This is a genomic window from Candidatus Symbiopectobacterium sp. NZEC135, from assembly GCF_025962695.1.
In genome coordinates, this window is sequence record NZ_JAGFPF010000024.1 from 1 (window position 1) to 20863 (window position 20863).

General features: G+C 48.1%; 20 protein-coding genes. 11 read left to right on the plus strand and 9 right to left on the minus strand.

Annotated features, from left to right (window positions below; all coding sequences use genetic code 11):
* The first annotated feature begins 318 nt into the window (after positions 1-318).
* The 5 genes from J5224_RS13245 (at position 319) to J5224_RS13265 (ending at position 5982) form a co-directional block, all read left to right on the plus strand.
* Positions 319-747: a TraR/DksA C4-type zinc finger protein gene (locus J5224_RS13245; protein ID WP_264625822.1), complete on the plus strand. Its 429-nt coding sequence runs from the start codon at positions 319-321 to the stop codon at positions 745-747.
* Positions 748-1211: 464 nt separating this feature from the next.
* On the plus strand, positions 1212-2210 hold the full coding sequence (locus tag J5224_RS13250; protein ID WP_264625823.1) for a LysR family transcriptional regulator: 999 nt from the start codon (positions 1212-1214) through the stop codon (positions 2208-2210).
* Positions 2211-2519: 309 nt separating this feature from the next.
* Complete coding sequence (aspA, locus tag J5224_RS13255) at positions 2520-3953, plus strand: aspartate ammonia-lyase (protein ID WP_264625824.1); 1434 nt, start codon at positions 2520-2522, stop codon at positions 3951-3953.
* Positions 3954-4070: 117 nt separating this feature from the next.
* Positions 4071-5372 carry an anaerobic C4-dicarboxylate transporter gene (locus J5224_RS13260; protein WP_264625825.1) on the plus strand — a complete coding sequence of 434 codons (1302 nt, stop codon included), beginning with the start codon at positions 4071-4073 and terminating at the stop codon, positions 5370-5372.
* A gap of 139 nt (positions 5373-5511) precedes the next feature.
* On the plus strand, positions 5512-5982 hold the full coding sequence (locus tag J5224_RS13265) for a DUF2501 domain-containing protein (RefSeq protein WP_264625868.1): 471 nt from the start codon (positions 5512-5514) through the stop codon (positions 5980-5982).
* 80 nt (positions 5983-6062) lie between these two features.
* Here the strand turns inward: J5224_RS13265 and J5224_RS13270 are convergent, their stop codons facing one another.
* The 7 genes from J5224_RS13270 to J5224_RS13300 form a co-directional block, all read right to left on the minus strand.
* Positions 6063-6365 carry a type 1 fimbrial protein gene (locus J5224_RS13270; RefSeq protein WP_264625826.1) on the minus strand — a complete coding sequence of 101 codons (303 nt, stop codon included), beginning with the start codon at positions 6363-6365 and terminating at the stop codon, positions 6063-6065.
* A gap of 197 nt (positions 6366-6562) precedes the next feature.
* Positions 6563-7105 (minus strand): fimbrial protein, encoded by a 543-nt coding sequence (locus J5224_RS13275; protein ID WP_264625827.1) that lies wholly within the window; start codon positions 7103-7105, stop codon positions 6563-6565.
* Positions 7106-7149: 44 nt separating this feature from the next.
* The gene (locus J5224_RS13280) at positions 7150-8184 is read right to left on the minus strand and encodes a hypothetical protein (RefSeq protein WP_264625828.1); all 1035 of its coding nucleotides are present in this window, start codon (positions 8182-8184) and stop codon (positions 7150-7152) included.
* A 56-nt stretch (positions 8185-8240) separates the two neighbouring features.
* The gene (locus J5224_RS13285; RefSeq protein ID WP_264625829.1) at positions 8241-8987 is read right to left on the minus strand and encodes a molecular chaperone; all 747 of its coding nucleotides are present in this window, start codon (positions 8985-8987) and stop codon (positions 8241-8243) included.
* A 41-nt stretch (positions 8988-9028) separates the two neighbouring features.
* A complete protein-coding gene (locus J5224_RS13290) occupies positions 9029-11554 on the minus strand; it encodes a fimbria/pilus outer membrane usher protein (RefSeq protein WP_264625830.1) in 2526 nt (841 codons plus the stop codon).
* Between the two features lie 8 nt (positions 11555-11562).
* Positions 11563-12105, minus strand: coding sequence for a fimbrial protein (locus J5224_RS13295; protein ID WP_264625831.1), 543 nt, complete (start codon positions 12103-12105; stop codon positions 11563-11565).
* Positions 12106-12171: 66 nt separating this feature from the next.
* Positions 12172-12720 (minus strand): fimbrial protein, encoded by a 549-nt coding sequence (locus J5224_RS13300; protein WP_264625832.1) that lies wholly within the window; start codon positions 12718-12720, stop codon positions 12172-12174.
* A 609-nt stretch (positions 12721-13329) separates the two neighbouring features.
* Between J5224_RS13300 and J5224_RS13305 the strand changes: the two genes are divergently transcribed.
* The 3 genes from J5224_RS13305 to J5224_RS13315 all read left to right on the plus strand — a co-directional run bounded on the left by J5224_RS13305 (position 13330) and on the right by J5224_RS13315 (position 14966).
* Positions 13330-14100, plus strand: coding sequence for a winged helix-turn-helix domain-containing protein (locus J5224_RS13305; RefSeq protein WP_264625833.1), 771 nt, complete (start codon positions 13330-13332; stop codon positions 14098-14100).
* Positions 14087-14560: a FidL gene (locus J5224_RS13310; protein WP_264625834.1), complete on the plus strand. Its 474-nt coding sequence runs from the start codon at positions 14087-14089 to the stop codon at positions 14558-14560. Before J5224_RS13305 ends, J5224_RS13310 begins: the two co-directional genes overlap by 14 nt.
* A gap of 217 nt (positions 14561-14777) precedes the next feature.
* On the plus strand, positions 14778-14966 hold the full coding sequence (locus tag J5224_RS13315; RefSeq protein WP_264625835.1) for a YjfB family protein: 189 nt from the start codon (positions 14778-14780) through the stop codon (positions 14964-14966).
* 316 nt (positions 14967-15282) lie between these two features.
* Here the strand turns inward: J5224_RS13315 and J5224_RS13320 are convergent, their stop codons facing one another.
* Positions 15283-15720 (minus strand): RidA family protein, encoded by a 438-nt coding sequence (locus J5224_RS13320; RefSeq protein WP_264625836.1) that lies wholly within the window; start codon positions 15718-15720, stop codon positions 15283-15285.
* A gap of 569 nt (positions 15721-16289) precedes the next feature.
* On the opposite strand from J5224_RS13320, the gene cydA reads away from it, so the two are divergent.
* From cydA to cydX, 3 genes are read left to right on the plus strand one after another with little or no spacing between them, the layout of a single operon-like run.
* Positions 16290-17855, plus strand: a complete 1566-nt coding sequence (gene cydA, locus J5224_RS13325) for a cytochrome ubiquinol oxidase subunit I (RefSeq protein ID WP_264625837.1) — start codon at positions 16290-16292, stop codon at positions 17853-17855.
* 14 nt (positions 17856-17869) lie between these two features.
* Entirely contained in the window at positions 17870-19009 is a 1140-nt protein-coding gene (cydB, locus tag J5224_RS13330) for a cytochrome d ubiquinol oxidase subunit II (RefSeq protein WP_264625838.1), read from the plus strand.
* 19 nt (positions 19010-19028) lie between these two features.
* Complete coding sequence (gene cydX / locus J5224_RS13335; protein WP_264625839.1) at positions 19029-19133, plus strand: cytochrome bd-I oxidase subunit CydX; 105 nt, start codon at positions 19029-19031, stop codon at positions 19131-19133.
* Positions 19134-19274: 141 nt separating this feature from the next.
* Here cydX and J5224_RS13340 read toward each other — a convergent pair whose 3' ends face one another.
* Positions 19275-20723 (minus strand): PLP-dependent aminotransferase family protein, encoded by a 1449-nt coding sequence (locus J5224_RS13340; protein ID WP_264625840.1) that lies wholly within the window; start codon positions 20721-20723, stop codon positions 19275-19277.
* Positions 20724-20863 lie beyond the last annotated feature (140 nt).

Consider the following 20863-nt stretch of genomic DNA (forward strand, 5'->3'; position numbering starts at 1 on the left):
GCGATAAGCTCGACGTTTCGCTTTTTATTCATGCCGGGCAGTCTCATCAATCCGTCCCGCTGCTTTCCTTACAGCAGGCGTTTATGCACCATTTTCAGCGCTGATAGCACTGAATCAGTGACGAAACGGGTGAATTATGAGGCTATTTTCTTATTTTATGTGAATGAACACAGTTTGCGCAGGGTGAATTTGTTATTACATAAAGAGTCAAAATAATTAATGTTATGTTATAACATATTTAGCGCGTGGCTTGCGCACCTTGCTGTGGATGTTGAATGGATTACACAGCGTGGAGATAGAACAGCATGAGGAGCCTGAATGAACGATTCAACGCAGCCTATTGATGAACAAACGCTGCTTGCTATGCCAGAAGCAGACTATATGAATAGCGCTCAGCGGGATTTTTTCCGTCGGCGGTTGGAAACGGAGCGGCAGACTATTCTGGCGCACATTGGGGAACTGAAGGGAGAGATCTATCGCTACGATACCAGTGGTGACGATGTTGACAAAGCGGCACATGAAGAAGAATTACGCATGTTATTCAGACAAATCGACAGAGAAAGTCGTCTGCTGCCAAAGGTCGATGATGCGTTGCGCCGTATCGAAATGGGTGACTATGGCTACTGTATCGAAACCGGAGAACCCATTGGCCTACGCCGGTTGCTGCTGCGCCCCACGGCGGAACGCAGTATTGATGCCAAACAAACGCAAGAACAGCGTGAGCCCCAGTACCGCAAGGTGAAATAACCTGCCCGCAGTGGTACTGCATACTCTCCTGCGGTTGCCCACCTTGATAACGCATGGCGTATGCCTGTGTTCCTTAAATCGGCCTTGCATCTGCCGCCGATAACACGTGCAATACACATTACACACACCTTGCCCTGACGCAGCGTTGGGGCAAATCTCTATAAAAGACGCAAGGATAGCGTGAATCGCCGCAAGGACCTGCTCTCTGTTTCAGGCTGATTGTGGCAGAAAAAATAGTGAATTATGCGATTACTACAGTGAATTATCACGATGTGATACCTTGAGTGTAGCTAAATCTAGTTATAAGAAAAAATTAATCAGTGACTTGTTTTACATTTTTTCTATGCTCGGCTCTCTAAGCTGGTCTCAGTGACAAGGTCTGCGGCTCTCGCCAATGCGAAAGAACGTCAGGTCCATCGCGTGCTGAACCGGATTGACGGTGATGAAAACGCGGACGATATTCAATGGTTAAAAAAACAATGTCAGCCAATAAATCGATAGATATGTATGCCGTTCAGGTTTTTGTGACCGTAGCGGAAGAGGGAAGCATGACAGCGGCCGCTTCCCGATTAGGGCTGACGCCATCGGCCGTGTCGCAGACCATTCGCCAGTTGGAAGATGACTTTGGCGTGATGCTGGTGAACCGGACGCGTCGTCCGTTTGTGCTGACGCCGTATGGCATTGCGCTGAAAAATCGTGGTGAGGTGCTGACGCAGGAGATTGCCAACCTGAAAGCACAAGTGCTGGAAGCGGGTAAGGGCATTAAACCTGATCTGCGTATCGGCCTGGTGGATTCCTTTGCAATCACTTGTGGATCGGTATTTACCAAACGCTTGTTAAGCAGCTCATCGCAATTGCTAATCAGAACCGGGCTGAGTCCGCAGCAGGGGGAGGCGCTGATCCGACGTGAACTGGATCTTATCGTCACCAGCGATCCGCTGATGGACAGCGACAGCGTGGTGCGTTATCGCCTGTTCTCTGAAGGCTACTTCATCATCACGCCACCGGATTATCGTAAACGTATCAGGACGATTGAAGATCTTCGCGAACTTTCGGCCACCATGCCTCTGGTACGTTTTAACCGCAACTCTCAGATTGGCATGCAGATTGAACGTTATCTGCGCCGGATTGATATCCGTGTTCCTAATCAGCTCGAGTTTGATAATGCGGATACCCTGACGGCGATGGTGGCCGCTGGTTTAGGATGGGCGGTGACTACACCGATCAGCTTTTTACAATCGGAAGCGTATTCACGCCAGGTACTGACCCATATGCCCGAACAGTTGAACATGAAGCGTTCGTTGTATATTTTGGCGCATCGTGATGAATATAGCGCCTTTGTTCAGGAAGCCTGTGACGTGACGCGTGAAATTATCGAAACGGTATTTATCCCTAAGTTGGAAAGCCTGCATCGCGGTATTGAAAAATTGGTATCAATCAATACTGATGAAACGTCAGAATAAGGACAATATATTTTCGCTAAAATTAAAAAATAGTTAAATAGCGCCAGGCGTTATTACAGAAAGATAAAATACGCATCTCTGATGTGGTGCGTTGTATATCCTGAATAATGTGACGGCCTAATAACGCATTCTAAACAACGTGCTCGGAATACTTATTACCGTGTTCGCAACACATTAATACTACTCGATATTGATAAATATCGTGCGGCCTGCTATTGGCCGGTGAATCCATGGACCCTATTTGTAAGCAGCGTGAACCGGTGGGTCAAAATAAAAACGGTTCATGAAATTAAAAAAGGAATAGTGACTATGTCAAATAACATCCGTATTGAAGAAGATCTGTTGGGTACCCGCGAAGTTTCCTCCGATGCCTATTACGGTATTCATACGTTGCGTGCCATCGAGAACTTTTATATCAGTAATCATAAAATCAGTGATATTCCTGAATTTGTGCGTGCGATGGTGATGGTTAAAAAAGCGGCTGCATTGGCAAACCGTGAATTGAAAACCATTCCCCGCCCGATCGCCGATACCATTATCCGCGCCTGCGATGAAGTGTTGAACAACGGCAAATGCATGGATCAGTTCCCGGTTGATGTGTATCAGGGCGGTGCGGGCACCTCAGTAAACATGAACACCAACGAAGTGCTGGCGAATATTGGCCTGGAACTGATGGGCCACAACAAAGGCGAATACCAGTACCTCAACCCTAACGATCATCTGAACAAGTGCCAGTCCACCAACGATGCCTATCCCACCGGTTTCCGTATTGCGGTGTACAGTTCCATCCTGAAACTGGTTGAGGCCATCACTCAATTGGCTGACGGTTTTGAGCACAAGGCCAAAGCATTCGAAACCATCCTGAAGATGGGGCGTACCCAGTTGCAGGACGCGGTGCCGATGACGCTGGGTCAGGAATTCCATGCTTTCTACGTCCTGCTGAAAGAAGAAAATAAAAACCTGCTGCGTACCGCAGAGCTGCTGTTGGAAGTGAACCTGGGCGCGACGGCTATCGGCACGCGGCTGAATACGCCGGATGAGTATCAGCACCTTGCGGTGCAGCGTCTGGCTGAAGTGAGCGGTCTGCCGTGCGTGCCGGCTGAGGATTTGATCGAAGCCACCTCCGACTGCGGCGCTTACGTGATGGTGCACGGTGCGCTGAAACGCCTGGCGGTGAAGATGTCGAAGATCTGTAACGACCTTAGGCTGCTCTCTTCCGGTCCGCGCGCTGGCCTCAATGAAATCAACCTGCCGGAATTGCAGGCAGGCTCTTCCATCATGCCGGCCAAGGTCAATCCGGTGGTACCGGAAGTGGTCAATCAGGTGTGCTTCAAGGTGATCGGCAACGATACCTGCGTCACCATGGCCTCTGAAGCAGGTCAGTTGCAGCTCAACGTGATGGAACCGGTCATCGGTCAGGCGATGTTTGAATCCATCCAGATCCTCACCAACGCCTGCTACAACCTGTTGGAAAAATGTGTCAACGGCATCACCGCCAACAAAGCCGTTTGTGAAGCTTATGTCTTCAACTCCATCGGCATTGTCACCTACCTCAACCCGTTTATCGGCCACCACAATGGTGACATTGTCGGTAAGATTTGCGCCGAAACGGGCAAGAGCGTGCGTGAAGTGGTACTGGAGCGTGGCTTGCTGACCGAAAGCGAACTGGATGACATTTTCTCCACGCAAAACCTGATGCATCCGGCCTACAAAGCGAAGCGTTATACCGACGAAAACGTCTAACTCTCCCATTGATTAACCGCAGGCACAGGTTCGCCCTGTGCCTGATGTCCACTCATAAAAAAAGATAATAACAACAATACCATCGCACGACTTTTAACCATCGTTAAGGAGCATTGTATGCTTGTCGTGGAACTGTTTGTCGTTCTGCTTGCCATTTATCTAGGATCTCGTCTTGGTAGCATCGGTATCGGCTTTGCCGGTGGGTTAGGGGTGCTGGTGCTGACGCTTGGTCTGCACATCAAACCGGGAGCCATCCCGTTTGATGTGATCGAAATCATTATGGCGGTCATTGCTGCTATCGCTGCCATGCAGGTAGCGGGAGGCATGGATTATCTGGTCAGTCTGGCGGAAAAACTGTTACGCCGTCAGCCTAAATATGTCACCTTCCTCGCGCCGTTGGTCACCTATTTTATGACGCTGCTGGCGGGCACCGGGCATACCGCATTTTCAACGTTGCCCGTGATTGCGGAAGTGGCAAAAGAGCAGGGGATTCGTCCATCGCGTCCGCTCTCCATCGCCGTTGTCGCTTCCCAGGTGGCTATCACCGCTTCACCGATTTCTGCGGCAGTGGTTTTTGCCGCCGGTATTCTGGAACCGCACGGAGTAAGCTATCTGATGCTGTTGGGAATATGCATCCCCACAACGCTCGCAGCGGTGCTGTTGACGGCGGTTGTCACCAACTTTCTGGGTAAAGAACTGAAAGATGATGAAGTCTATCAACAGCGGCTTAAAAATGGCGAAGTGTCAGTGCGTGCCGCCAGTGCGTTGGAGATCAAGCCGGGGGCGAAACTGTCGGTGCTGCTGTTCCTGCTTGGGATTATTGCCGTTGTTGGTTACGCCACGGCAATCAGTGACACGGTGAAGTTGATTGCTAACCCCGTGCTGCCGCGTAACGAAGCTATTGTGGTGTTCATGCTGACCATCGCGACGCTCATTGCCATCACCTGTAAAATTGATACCAGCAAAGTGCTGTCTGCCAGCACTTTTAAATCGGGTATGAGTGCTTGTGTGTGCGTCATGGGCGTTGCCTGGTTGGGGGATACCTTTGTCAAAGCGCACATCAATGATATCCAGAGCACCGCAGGCGCGTTGCTGCAAGGCTATCCCTGGATGCTGGCCGTGGTGTTGTTCTTTGCATCGATGCTGCTCTATTCCCAGGCGGCGACGGCGAAAGCATTACTGCCTGCTGCCTTGGTGCTTGGTGTTTCACCGGTAACGGTGGTGGCTTCTTTTGCTGCGGTATCGGCGCTGTTTGTTCTGCCAACCTACCCCACCTTGCTGGCGGCGGTAGAAATGGATGACACCGGTTCAACCCGCATCGGCAAGTATGTTTTTAACCATGCGTTTCTGGTGCCGGGGGTGTTAACGATTGCATTGTCCGTGGCATTTGGTTTTATGGTCGGTAATATCGTGCTGTAACAAAAAATGCTCGGCAACCATTGATGTTGCCACGCTAAAGAGGAGGTATACTGCCCGGCAGTGTATCTCCTTTTTTATTGAACCTGCTTTATTAAACCCGTTTCATAAACCCGTTTTCATGAACCAGAGCGACCGCGTGATGAATCTGATTAATCGCACCCTGTACTGCACCGTTTTTTCCAGCCTGTTAATGACCGGAAACCTTCAGGCTGCCAACTGGCAGGATACCCTGTCCAGCGCTGCCAGCCAGCTTGGGCAAAACGGCGGCTCAACCACGAATTTAACCGGCTTGCTCGGGGGAGGGACGCAGGCATTGAGCGCGGGCACTATGGGTAATGCCGCGGGCATTTTGCAGTACTGCATCAAGCAGAAGCTGGTTTCCGCCACCAACACTGAAAATATTAAAGACAAATTGCTCGATAAATTGGGGCTGAACAGCGCCGAAAAACAGAAGCAGACGGATTACACCCAGGGAATGGCTGGGATGTTGCAGACTAAGGATGGGCAGGCACTAAACCTCAATAATATCGGCAGCACGCCGTTGGCTGAAAAAGTCAAAACTAAAGCGTGCGATCTGGTGCTTAAGCAAGGGATCTCATTTCTTTCCTGAGCGTGTGGCCGGTTAAGGCCACACGTTTGGGCGACGGTATCGTGATAAAGGGCATGTCTGCGGTAGACGCTCGTCTGCCGCTATTGGTAACTGATCACCACTACTTTAACTGTTTCGCTTAAGGATAAGGGGGCAATGTAGCCCACGCCCTGAGGCAATGCCTTCTGTTGTGTGAGCGTCGCGAGGGTGAGCGTATGTTGTTGTCCTTGCCGAAAACACTGTGCCGTTACTTGCTGTGATTGTGTTGAAATATCACAAGGGGGTTCAACAATAGTACCGACGATATGAATAACGCCGGTATTGATGGCGGAAGAGGCCATCGCGGTGGGCAGTGAAAAACCCGCCCATGACAGAAGTGCGCCACACAAAAACCATGCTCTCATGATGATATCTCCAAACAGCCCTACGTTTAGTTAACAACGGACTCTTTAGAAATAACTTTAAGACATTTATTAAAATGTTAAATATTTGCCAATGAAATGTTTTTATTTTGTTTCTCGATCAATGGGGTTTGTGATTTTCATCACTGATGTGACGTTTTGTTGTCATTGCTCGGTTCTGGTGCGCGACCACTCCCTGTTCAGAGATAAATTAGCTTGAAGTGTGCTGTTGCTGTGTAGTCACCGGATTGCAGTGTATCGTCTGCCGTTCTTTCAATCCGGGCCGAAAAGGGAAGGGTATTATCACCAACCTGCAAGGGGATCCACGCTGAGTTGTTGTTGATGGCAAGGAGATTATTGCCGTAATAGATACCAATCGCTGCGCCTTTGGCTCCCGAACCGCTATCCAGTGCTAGGCGACCGGGAAGGTGCGTGTCTTCGGTGCCTAAAAACTGAATGGCGATATTTTGAAAGGTGTCGATATTGCATTCAGTAAAACCAAGGGTGAAGGTGTGCCAGTCCCCATACCGCTGGGTTTGGAGTGTGCGTGTGGAGGTTTCACCCATTTCAACAACAATCTCAGTATTGTCTTGAAAGTTACAGGGAGAACTGACCACCTGTACGTGGAAGGTCACGGTAGCATCAGTCAGGTTGGATGGTACAACCCCCACTACCATGGCTGACGTCAACGCGGGTAGGCAGAATGCGCACAGTGGTGCTAGCCGAATAGCGTAGATGTTCATTTTTATCCTCTTGATAAAACGTTGCCGTAAACGTGCAGCATCGGTCAATAATAGTTAAAACGCAGAATGATATTTTTCTCTGTATCACCGATAACCGCGGGGCCAGAGGCATATAAACGTGCCGTGTAAGCGCGCTCTACAACGCCGTTCGCGGACGTGAGTTGGCTGATAAACGGAATAAATTGGTTGAACGCCACATTGCTCGCCGTATATTGATCTTCAATTTTCAGCGTCGAGCCATTTCCCATATCCATCCCGTCAAGCCCGACCAGTGTATTTCCCTGTGCTGCCGCATCGAAATTAATGTTCAAATTAAAGCCTCTTCCGCAATCTTCTCCACCATCCGTTGAGGCGTGAATGTAAAATACGTACTGGGCCACGACCCCTGTGTTGGCATCATTCCATGACCTTACGGTTTTAAAATCGACGTAAGCTTCGGGGGAGACGGTAATATTCGCGGAGCATTGCATCACTTCAATACCGTGCAAGCCTGAGAGCGTGAGACCGTAGTTACTGTCCGGTTTATTATTTATTCCCCCCACGCCATCAATCTGAAAGACCTTTAGCCCGTCAACCCCGGCGTTGGCGTTAGTGATATTCCCGGTTTTTTCCAGATAGAGTTGTACCGTGGCGTTCAGCATGGTGGGATTGGCGGGCGGACTGGTTCCGGATGGCCCCGGAGCGACCCAGTTTCCCGTGGCGATGCGGGACGCAGTGGAACCGCCATTGGTGATAATACCGAGGTCCTGACCGTTATAGATAATCCCGATACCGATACCGTCACCAATGACTTTCCCTTCAGGGTTAGGGTAAAAGTAAGACATTTCACCGCTAGGTTGTGAGCTTCTATAGGCCCAGCAGGCAAGGTTGCGGGTATAACTTTGCGATGTCCACAGACGGCTACCTATTGGTAAGGTGGCTGGAATTTTTAATGTCCCGACACCTTCGTAGTCATTAACCGAACCGGTAGTGGTGCCTAAACGGCACTCTAGTGCATTAGCATTAAATGAGAACGCACTGAGCAGCAGCAAACCGCCGCTTGAAATAAGTGCGCGATGATGGGGCGTTAGAAAAGGCATAGGCCAGTCCTCTATGTATCGTATTCGAATTAAACGGGGTGTCATCAATCACCGCATCACAACGTGACGGGCTGACAACGGTTTTGTGTGCAGGTAAACGACAATTCCAAATGACCACCGTAATCATTAACGTAATACAGGAAAAATTGATTCGCCTTGTTGTCCGTTACGTCTACATCAATACTGCCTTTCGGGGAAACCATAAAGGCATTACCCGCCAACAAGCGCGTCGGGTTCTGATGGGTATTTTTGGACTGCTGTAAAATATTGCTGACCGTAATGTAATAGGGCGTAGGGTTCTCAATCCTGAACTGCTTACCGGACTTGGTAATTGTCAGCTTGTTTTGCCAGATTTCACCTTTTGCCGGGGTTATCTGTTGCGGGCGGAAAAAAACTTTTATTTCCGACTGAATCGCAATTTGCAATACGTTAGCTTTTTCTGGTTTTGGGGGAATTTCCCGCACGTTTAAATAAAACAGCGATTCCCTGTCTTTCGGTAACTGTGCCAATTGGCCCGTTTTTACCAGACTGATCAAACTGTGCCCTTTGGGCTCGATACGTTGTAATGCCGGAAGCACCAATAATGGTGTAGAAATCTTGTTGCGGTTCTCATCCGTTAACCAGGATTGTGCCAGAAAAGGATTCTCTACATTTTGGTTTGAGAGCATGACCGTCGTGGATTGCTCATTCTCGTTAAAAATGACACGCGTGCGATCAAGGTTGATAGCACTGTTGGCGACGGGCGCTGTCAGCATTGTGCTGATAAACAACCCTATGATTCGAAGGGGGGTAAATAGCTTCATGTTTGTTCTCCAAAAAACGCAAATGAATAGCTGTGCTTGTTTTATTTGCAAGGCAGTAATAGTTGATCTAAATAGCTGAGTGTGGCCGGTAGCGTTACCTGGCACTGGGCTTTACCCTCCCAAAAGACGGAGAGTATTTCATTCTCAGAGACGCCAGTGATATAAGCTTGACCCTGATCGGATACCATGGCGACATCACGGCCTTTGCCGTTTTTGATGCGAGAGGCAAAGGGCGGCGATTTGCCATTTTCCAACATAATGCTGGCGAGTATTTTTGCGCCGCTGACTACCGTAAATTTCCGGTAGCCAATGGCACCTTCGGTGAGCGTGCCCTGAACCACGTTGGTGGTCGCTTCGATATTTTTGGGTAATTTTTGCACATCGATTCGCGTGGAAACGTCATAATAGCTACTGGTGTTGGCAATGACGGCGAGTCCCGCTCGGTTAGTGGTGACTCGACTTTGGGCAAAAGGTACATCGGGCTGACCGTCCGTATCCACCATGATACGGGTTCCGCCATTATTCCCTTTCGGATGCGCCGCTACGCCGTGTTGGGTGGCTGTAACCCCTCCGCGCAATGAACCGCTCAGAAAGGTGTACCGATTTTGCTGCCAGGCTGCGCTGACGCTGGCATCGGTTGTTGAGGCCAGGTAGTTGTAATTTCCGCTAAGGTAGGTGTTTTCCTGGTCGTTATAGCGCGTACTCAGATTCCAGTTACTGTCCGACGCACGGTTATTGGTGTACGTCAGAGTTTGATTAACATCGCTGTTGAAACTGCCCGCGCTATAGCTCACGCGCTCTTTGTCCCGTAAGGGAATGGAGAAACTCAGATAAACGCTGTCATCTGTACGCTGGTTATACGTGGTTTTATAGGCAGACAGGTTGGCGGAAATGCCTTTTATGTCTCCGAAATCAAAATATTTATTTAACGAAACGCCATAGCGATCTTGCTCAGAAGCATTCCAAAAGGTGCTATGGCTATACGTCAGGTAGGTAGACATACCGCTCAGCAGCGATGTGTTATTCTCTGCGGAAAAGTTTTTCGATACCGTTATGCTATAGCGCTCTTTTTCACTGTACAACGTGTGGTCATAATTCAGCGCTGACAAGAACTGAGGCATGCTCATAAACGTTCTTTCAGAAAAACGATAGCCAGCGAAGCTCACCTGACTCTCGATGCTGTCAAAGAATTTGGACCAGTTCACAGAAAAAGAGTGCCCCATCAGCGTCGAGGGAGCCTGCTCCAGCGTGGCGCGTGACTGAGTAACATCAGCCGTGAGCGCCCCCAGCAAATAGAGATTTTTCCCCACGCCTGCGGCCCAGGATTGATAGCTGTCAGAGAGCAGTGTGCCCCCGTACACTGACCAGGAACTGCTGAGACCCCACGAGGCCTCTGCGGAAGAGAACGCCGGGCCCTCAAAATGGTGATCGTTATTCGATGGCCGCCCCGCTGACAGTTTATATTGCACATGGCCAGGCCGTGTCAGGTAGGGCAGGTTGGCGGCTTCCGTTTGAAAACGTGAAACCGAGCCATCTTCCTCTGTGACTTCAACATTCAGCGTGCCGCTGATACCGCTTCTGAGGCTCTGAATCGCGAAAGGACCAGCAGGAACGGTGGTCTCATGAATCACGCGTCCATTCTGGGTGACAGTGACCCGGGCGTTGGAGCGAGCAACCCCGCGAATTTCAGGCGCATAGCCACGCATTGCCGGTGGTAACATGTTTTCATTATTTTCTAGGGCAATCCCGGTGAAGCGGTAGCTATCGAACAGATTACTGCCTGAAAACATTTCACCCAGCCGCAGGTCCGCAGACATCATCGGCAATGGACGATACGCGTAGAATTGATCCCAAGAGAACTGATCTCGCTCTGTCGTTCGAGATTGCTGCCGGAAATAGCGATAATCCGCGCGATAACGCCAGGCTCCCAGATTGAACCCTGCCGTACCATAGCTGCTCAGATAACGGTCTGAGCCCATATTATTGGTATTACGCCGCGCGGTTCCGACCACATTATAGTCCAGCAATACACCATTGATGCCTTCATCCCATTGCTCAGGCGGTGTCCAATTGGTGTCACTGTACCGTAGCCAGGCTTGCGGAATGGTGATATCCAAATCGCCCATTCCGATGCGATTAGATATTTTTACGCCAGCAATCGGCGTAAGGTCGGCACATTCATTGTTATTCCATAAAACGATCATGCGACTGGCTTCTTTTGTTAAGGCCAGTTTGTTAGCAATTTCAGGCGTGATACAGGCTGTTGGTTTGTTATTATTGGGTCCCGATGGCAGAAAGTGTACCTTGGTTTGCTGAATTTCGCGGGCATTGATCCTGATGGCCAGCAGATATTCTCCCGGAGTGACATAATCCGGGTCGGAAAAGTGGCTCAGGTCAATTTTTTGACGTTCATCCACGTCCAATACGTTAATATTAAATTCTGTTGCATGCACTGCTGAAACACTCAACGAAAAAAGAGAAATGCCAAAACGTAATAAAACACACTTCTTATCTATGCTGGTCAGTGTTTTTAACATAATTGTTAGGCCGATAGTTTGATAAGACATGCGAAATATCAGTGATAAGAGATTGTGAAGTTGATAATGGAGTAAAACTCACCGACGGTTATTTGGTCCATATTGGCAATAAGTTTTACAGCAAAGCGAAGCGTATTATCACCTTCAATCAATTGAAAGTCGCTGCCTTCACTACCGTAAGGAATGGGCGTATTTGTTTCTGTCAAAAGCTGTAATGCAATACCTGACGCTTCACCAGAAACAGCCCATAATTGTGGGTTTTGCTGACTCTGTTGACCGAGGAAAGTAATTTTTGCACTGCTTCCCGATTTGTTAATGTCTTTTTCTGCCGCGAGAGAACAGCCTAATAGCTTTATTTCTACCATTCTCTTTGCTGAGAGCGACGGGATCAGTGAACGGGTACTGATCTGTCCAAAATCAATGCGTTGATAGATAGATTCATTAGAGAGGAAACAAGGGGTTGCCGTAATGCTTCCCCCAAAAGTTACATCACCTCTATGCTCATTCCATTCGGCATGAGAATAAACAGGGACGCAAAATAGAATGAAATAAATCTCACGGTATAAAAAAAACCTGCTCACCCTATTTCTCCACAATGACATTGTTCAAAGCGGCGTCCGTGCCATTGTTTCCCTAATTACGTACCGTTACTGATAAGACACAACAAAGTTTGCTGTACTGATAAATTCACCGGTAGTGATATCAACTGCTGTGCCTGACTGCGGCGTAGGAAGCTTTTCTACATAGGTAGAGAAAGAGAACGTATTATTACCGTTTGACAGTGGAGAAGCACTGACTGCCGGAGTAGCACCATCAAACTTGATTTTGCTTCCTGAATATTTAACGGCAATACCTGCGCCAGATGCATCGCCGTTCAATGCCAGTAATTCACTGTTGGTGCCTGCGGCGGTACCGCCATTAAAAACGATTTTTGCCGTTGTGGCTGTATCGAGGCTGCAATCTTTTAACTCGATATTAAATGATTTAATGTCAGAGGTACCGCCATTCTCCAGAACGGCTTTGCTGATTTCACCAAACTCAACGGTCTGCTGTAAGTCATCCTGATCGACAGAGCACGGCGTATCAATGATTTTCCCCTTGAATGTCACTGTGCCATTATGTGTATCGGCAGCATTAGCACTAAGAATAAAAGTCATGGCGATGGCCGAAGCCAGTGCGGCTTTAATTAATTTCATAAAATATTTCCATACCTTGTTAATCTGTTTTGGCTTAAAAACACAATAATAAATTATGTTGTGAGAAAACCGTTTATGCGGCAAAGCAAAAATGACGGTACAAATAATAAGGCGAGATCTTTGATAAGTACAACATAATAACTATTTTAGTTAAATATAGATAATATTCTGATTATATAAATTTATTTAGGTTTTTATTCTTGTTTTTTGGTTTTTGTCGCGGTTAGGGATGGTTTTGTGTTGTCAGGTTTCTTGAGGAAAATGGCGCTAAGCGTTTTTTATAGAGGGGGTTATGTAAAAATAATTAAAGAATTCTTATCTTATTCATTGTGATTAGATAATTTTACATAGCTAGGGTATGATCCTAGCCAGTAGGGTAAATAATCTTTGACAACAATGATGTGGCTCCATATCCTGTAAAAATAGAATTTCCTCTGTTGCTTGTGCCGAATTTAAATCTCCGCTTGATGGGAAAATAGAAGTAATAATTTTATCTTGAAAAACTAGGAAAGATACTTGTCTTCTATTGCATTATATAATACTAAAAAGATGTCGTTATACAGCCTGATTATCTGCTGATGGCAATGACATTTCATTAAGAGGATTGTCATGATCTATTTTATTAATCAATTAATTATATTCGATTCATACGAACGAACATTGTCATGGCAGGCTCGAGAAAATGAGGCGGTATCGCTGAGTATTCCTGTCTCGCGGTTGTTTGAGACATTGATAGCGAATCCAGGCACGTTGCTCAGTCGTGAGTTGTTGATGCGTGAAGCGTTAGAGAAACATGCGCTATCACCTTCCATTAATAATCTGAACAATTATGTCTCTTTGCTGAGAAAAGTGCTTCGTGAGTTCGATCTGGATGATGCGATTGTCACGGTACCTAAGTCAGGTATTATTTTTAATATTAGCGATGTCAATATCATTGAAAGTAATAGAAAAGATAACGCATTGCCGGAAGCGATTGAAACCGATGATCCCGCCGGTTCACTCGCCGTGCCTAAGCGTTCTTTTGTCCAGCCTAAAAAGAGGCAAAGGCATTTTTTTCGGTGGGGATTAAGCCTGTTCAGTATTGCTGCACTATTTCTGGCAGGTTTTAACATGATCGCAGCAAAGGAGACCTATTTCCCTGTCCGAAGTACGTTAAAGTTGGATGGGAACGGGAAATGCGATATGTACTATCTCTATGACCGTTTGACCGATGAGGATGATACGCTTTCTGATAATACCGTAGAAAGTTTATGCTCCAACAATATGCTGTTTTTTCTATCTAAAAAGCTCGTTATTCCTGATGCTCTGGACAAGCGGCATGAGATCATTATTACCTGTAAGCAGGACGGGAAAGAGTGTGTGACTTATGTTAATTATTAAAATTAGAAAAAAAATAGCACTCATGCTCGGCATTCTGGCCTTTTTCTCTTTAGCGTATGTTACCTTCTTTTTTTGGGGAAACAGAATCCCTAATCCACTGGTATGTCAGGGAAAAGTAAAAGTATCGGGCGTTGAAAGGGGTGAGATGGTTCGAAAAGAGTATGATGTGTATATGTATTTGAATGATAAGGATCGCGCGTTGGTGCTCGTCAGTGGTGTTTATGTAGGGAGCGATAATGTGGTTAAAACACTGCGTCGAACCTTCAGTTTTGATCCGCAGTGGAATGGTAACCATCTAAAAGTACGTAATTTCTCTGTAGATAAACACATTAATGACAATGCCCCCGATGATACCATTCCTTTGGTAGGAGAAAATGATGTTGTTAAATTTGAAATGTTGATGAAGCACGTCTACTTAATCAGTTCGGTACACTCCAAGTTGGCCTGCCAGCAACGCTAATCTGCTTGTTGTCTGTTAAACGCGGTGGGCAACCATATTGGCGGTGAACGTGGGGATAATGCGGCGTATGCATCGGTTGCTGCAACGTATAGAAAAGTAAACATGATAAGCTTTGCCTGAAGCGTGCCGATATTACGCTTAGCAGCTTTTTGCCTCACTGAGGCAAAAAGCTGTTGTTATCTCCGAGAGTAATTACTTCATTTTTCAGGAGAATGTTATGGATGTTTCGCAGATTGCAGCGCTGGCTACCAGCCTCAATGACATGCAAACACGTAATGAAGCCAGCACCCTTGTGTTCAAGAAAGCGTTGGATAATCAAGCTTCTGCGGCGCTCGGTTTGATTGAGTCGATTCCTCAGTTGCCTGCTAACCCGGCGGTAGGTCGTAATATCAATACGACAGCATGAGGCTGTGATGCGACGACAGTGAGTGACGCCTCACTTTGGTAACGTTAAAAAAGCAGATGTCGATCTCGGCACCTGCTTTTTTATTCTCTGCGACTTACGTGTGGTAAACCCGGCGTTCCTCCCCCTAAGTATTTTTCTCATCGGTAAAAACTCGGCTATCAGAAGTGTGAACCTCATCGTATTTTATTACAGACAAAAAATGAGCCTTGAATGAGTCAGTATTTGGCCTTGATGGTGAGTGTGCTAGCGTCGTTTGATGGTGCTGCCAAATACACTAGGGTTAGGGTTACCACGTTTTTTGGCATGTGCCGTATGCCTATGACTGAATGGCAACCACCATGTCAAGTTCAACCGGGGCTCCGCGAGGCAGTTCTGCTACCCCCACGGAGGTCCGCGCATGTTGTCCCCGAGCCCCAAGGCGTTCAACCAGACGATCGGATGCACCATTCATCACTTGGGATTGTTGCGTAAAGCCGGGGGCAGAAGCAATGTAGCCTACAACTTTCAGTACCTGCACAATCTTGTCATCGCCACCGAGCGTGTGCGATATCGCCTCCAGACACAGGTCCGCGCAGAAAGCCGCTGCCTCTTGGGCCATCGAGAGATCCACCTCCGCGCCCACTTTCCCCGTGCAGAGCAGTGCATCACCCCGACGAGGCAATTGACCGCTAACGTAAGCAATACCGTTGTGAATTATCACCGGTAGGTAGTTTCCTCCCGGTTTATTTAAGCGATGTGGCGTTTTCTCTGACATTATTTTCTGCCTTGTGCCTGTGGTTGGAAAGAACGCTACGCGTGAAGCGGAGATTGTCCATCGAAAGCGTCATTCTGAATTTATTCAAAGGGTACTACGGTTATTCTGAGATGGGAATAAAAGCCCTCTTCGTCCCATAAAAATAGATCACGTTCATAAAATTAATACAAAAAGTAACTGTTATATTTTACTGGGGTTAATCTGTACCAATAATCGAAGGGTTAAAAAAGTGAAATTAATTAAATTTGGTTTTTAATGCTAAAAAATCATGTTTTTTTATTGTATTTATCTTGGTATTAATGTTTGTTAGTGTTTGATTCTAAATTTGATGTGGATTAGGTATGTGTGTTTATGACTTAACTGTACTATTTATTCCTCTTTTTTTGCGCGCTATAATCCTTTTCCGAACCATTACCTATTAATTTTTATCTCTGCTATGCGAAACATTCCGGCTGCCACGCTGTCCGCCGGAACGGCATTTTATTGTTTTAATTCATCGCTTATTTATTCCGGCTCACACGCGGAATAGCCGCATGGTGTGATTTTTCATACCACGCAAGGAGTCTACCATGTTTGATGTTGTTGAACTGTCTCGGTTGCAATTCGCCCTGACGGCTATGTATCACTTTTTATTCGTCCCGTTGACATTGGGATTGTCCTTTCTGTTGGCCATTATGAACACCACCTATGTGTTAACCGGCAAACAAATCTATAAGGACATGACTAAATTTTGGGGCAAGTTGTTTGCCATCAATTTTGCCTTGGGGGTTGCTACCGGACTGACACTGGAGTTTCAGTTTGGGACTAACTGGTCCTATTACTCCCACTACGTGGGCGATATTTTTGGTGCGCCTTTGGCGATGGAAGGGCTGATGGCCTTCTTCCTCGAGTCCACCCTCATCGGTCTGTTCTTTTTTGGTTGGGATCGGTTGAGTAAAGTTCAGCATATGCTGGTGACCTGGTTTGTCGCACTGGGTTCCAATTTTTCAGCGCTGTGGATTTTGGTTGCCAACGGATGGATGCAAAATCCGGTGGCGGCAGCGTTTAATTATGAAACCATGCGTATGGAAATGCTGAGTTTTTCCGAGCTGGTGTTGAACCCTGTCGCTCAGGTGAAATTCGTGCACACCGTGGCGGCTGGCTACACCGCAGGCGCGATGTTTGTGTTGGGGATCAGTTCCTATTATCTGCTCAAGGGGCGCGATATTCCCTTTGCCAAGCGCTCATTTGCCATTGCGGCCAGCTTCGGACTGGCTTCTGTGCTGTCGGTCATTGTGCTCGGGGATGAGTCCGGTTACGTGATGGGGGATGTGCAGAAAACTAAGCTGGCTGCCATCGAAGCTGAATGGGAAACCCAACCTGCGCCTGCGTCTTTTACGCTGTTTGCTATTCCTAACCAAGAGACAATGCAGAACGATTTCGCTGTCCATATTCCTTATCTTCTGGGGCTGATCGCGACCCGTTCACTCGATAAGCCGGTTGTCGGTATCAAAGATCTGATGGCACAACATGAGATTCGCATCCGTAACGGTATGTTGGCCTATGGGATGCTGGAGACGCTGCGTGCAGGCAACACCGATCCTTCGGTTCGGGCCCGCTTTGATACGGCTAAACACGACCTTGGCTATGGCATGTTGCTCAAGCGTTATACCGATGACGTCGCCAATGCCAGCGAAAGCCAGATCCAGCAGGCCGTCAACGATTCTATTCCCCGCGTCGCACCGCTGTATATCGCTTTTAGGGTGATGGTGGGCTGTGGTGTGTTGATGCTTGCCATTTTTGGATTGTCATTCTGGCGTGTGATCCGTGGTCGCATCGGGCAGGGGCGAGGCTTACACCGTGTGGCCCTGTACGGCATTCCATTGCCGTGGATCGCGATTGAATCCGGCTGGTTCGTTGCTGAGTACGGCCGTCAGCCGTGGGCGGTTGGTGAAGTGTTACCTACCGCAGTGGCCAATTCGTCGCTTGAAGCCTACGACATTCTGCTGTCGATGGGGCTGATTTGTGGGTTGTATACGCTGTTTTTGGTGGCAGAAACCTACCTGATGTTCAAGTTTGCCCGATTGGGACCCAGTAGCTTAAAAACGGGCCGTTACCACTTTGAGCAATCATCCGCTACACAGATTAACGGTTAACAGGAGCTTCAATCATGCTGGATTACGAAACATTGCGCCTGATTTGGTGGGGATTGATTGGCCTTTTGTTTATCGGCTTCGCCATTACCGATGGTTTCGACATGGGGGTGGGTATTTTGCTGCGCATCCTGGGCAAAAACGATATTGAGCGGCGGATAATGATTAACGTCATTGCCCCACACTGGGATGGTAACCAGGTTTGGTTGATTACCGGTGCGGGGGCACTGTTCGCCGCTTGGCCGATGGTGTATGCCGCTGCTTTTTCCGGGTTCTATTTTGCGATGATTCTGGTGCTGGCGGCGTTGTTCTTGCGTCCGCTTGGCTTTGATTATCGTTCCAAGCTGGAAAACGCCCGTTGGCGTGGGCTGTGGGACTGGGGCATTTTTATTGGCAGCGCCGTCCCTGCGCTGGTGTTCGGTATCGCCTTTGGCAATCTCTTACAGGGTGTACCGTTGAACGTGGATAAGTATCTGCGGCTGACTTATCACGGTGGCTTTTTCGATCTGCTTAACCCTTTTGGCGTGTTGGCGGGATTAGTGAGCGTAGCGATGCTTATCACGCACGGTGCGATTTATCTGCAACTGCGTACCACGCAGACACTTCAGGCCCGCGCACAAAAAACCACTCAGGTTGCTAGCGTGCTGACCAGCATCGCATTTTTACTGGCAGGTGTTTGGGTCATCATGGGCATTGATGGTTACGTGATTACCTCTACGTTAGATAAAGCCGCCCCATCCGATCCGTTGCGCAAAGAGGTGGTTCAGCAAGCGGGGGCCTGGTTAATCAACTTTAAAACGTATCCTGTACTGTGGGCGATCCCGGCGCTGGGGGTGATTCTGCCTTGGCTAACCATGCTGCTGTCACGCGTAAACCGCTGTGGTTGGGGTTTCCTCACCTCATCATTGACGATTGCCAGTGTGATCCTGACGGCAGGAATCACGTTATTTCCCTTCGTGATGCCTTCAAGCATTGCACCTAACGTTAGCCTGACGATTTGGGATGCCACGTCGAGCCAACTGACGCTTCAGGTTATGACAATATTGGCCTACATTTTTGTTCCTGCCATTCTGCTCTACACCAGTTGGTGTTATTACAAGATGTTCGGGCGGATTGATGCGCGTTATATCGAAGAAAATAAGCATTCTGCTTACTAATATTTTAAGGAGAGTAAGTATGTGGTATTTCGCCTGGATACTTGGAACGATGCTGGCCTGTGCCTTTTCGCTAATTACTGCGCTGGCGTTAGATCATCAGGATGCGGAGAACGGCGTACTATGAGCCTATGATGCACGGACAGGCTAAGTGGCTGCTGAAATAATGCCATCGTTATGTTTATTGACGGGGTAAACGATAAATCTGCTCAAACACAATGTTGTCGCGACGTTGTGTGAGCAGATTTATGAGATCACGCATTACAGTTTATATTTTCATACTGCGCCTGGCTTTGATTTGTTGCTGAATGAGAGCTGCTAATACCTTTACGCTTTGCTCGCAGCGCTCATCCCATTCATAGGAAACATTCAACCGAAAATGGCGATCGTACTTGTCACCGGTCGTGAACATTTTTCCGGGCGCGATACTGATCCCTTTCTCTAACGCTTGCCAGTAAAGCGCTGTGCTGCTGAGACCGGGAGGTAATTCCAGCCAAAGGAAATAGCCACCGCGGGAAGGGAAAATAGTCACATCATAAGGAAGATGTCGCTGGAGCGATTGGAAAGCCGCATTTTTACGTTGTTCTAATGTTTTGCGAAGGCGGCGCAGGTGGCTGTCATAGCTGCTCGTTGCAAGGTATTCAGCGATAGCTAACTGCATGGGGGCACTGGCAGACAGCGTGCTCATCAGTTGTAGGCGTTGGATACTCTTGGCGTGGTGACCGGCTGCCACCCAACCGATTCGGAACCCTGCCATCAGGTTTTTGGAAAATGAAGAACAGTGCAGAATCAAACCTTTGCTGTCTAATGCCTTCGCGGGTAACGGCCGCTGTACGCCAGCGTACAGTTCACCGTAAACATCATCTTCAACCAATCCCACGCCATATTTTTCCAACATTGCCACTAGCCGTTGTTTATTTTCCCATGACAGTGTGCAGCCGAGTGGGTTATGAAAATTGGTCATCAGCCAGCAGGCTTTGATGGGATAGTTACTCAATGCCTGATGCAGTGCATCAAGATCGATGCCGTGTTGTGGATCGGTGGATATCGCAATCGCCTTAAGCTTAAAGCGTTCGATGGCCTGTAACGCACCATAAAAGGCTGGCGATTCGATAGCGACATAATCTCCCGGTTCTGTCAGTGCCTGAAGGCTCAAATTGAGTGACTCCATCGCGCCGGCGGTAATAACGATTTCATCGGGTGAAACGGCAATACCCTGTAATGCGTAGCGCTGAGCAATGTGTTTTCTTAGCTGCTCGTTGCCGGGAGGGAGATTATCCAGGGCATTTCGTGGCTGCATGTGGCGCGCGACTGAAGCCAAAGAGCGGGTTAATTGCCGTTGAGGAAAAAGATGTGGATCGGGGAATGCAGAGCCAAAAGGAACGACAGAGGGAGCCTTGCTGGCTTGAAGCACATCAAAAATAAATGCATTAACATCAACATCCTCCGTCAATTCCACTCGTGCCTGCGTGCTTGAGACGGAGGCGCTATCCAGCGGCGGTGCGGCTAACTGTGGTGCAGCATAGTACCCGGACTGTGGGCGCGAGATAAGTAGCCCCTGACTTTCTAACAATTGGTAGGCGCGTAGCACCGTCATCAGACTCATACCAGAGTGAATCGACTTTTCTCGCAGCGACGGAAGTTTGTCACCCGGTTGCCAGATCCCCTCCTGAAGTTGCTTTCGCATCTGGCGAGCCAATTGCTCGAACTTTGCCATAGCACACCTGTCTTTGCCGTGATGGATAATAGGGTAAGAGCGTATCACCACATCGGGGTTAACGGTTAGTGCGGGGCATTGTGGACAGCCACTCAGTAGATAGAATGAATGGCATGCACTTTCTGCCGGGAAGCAGATAG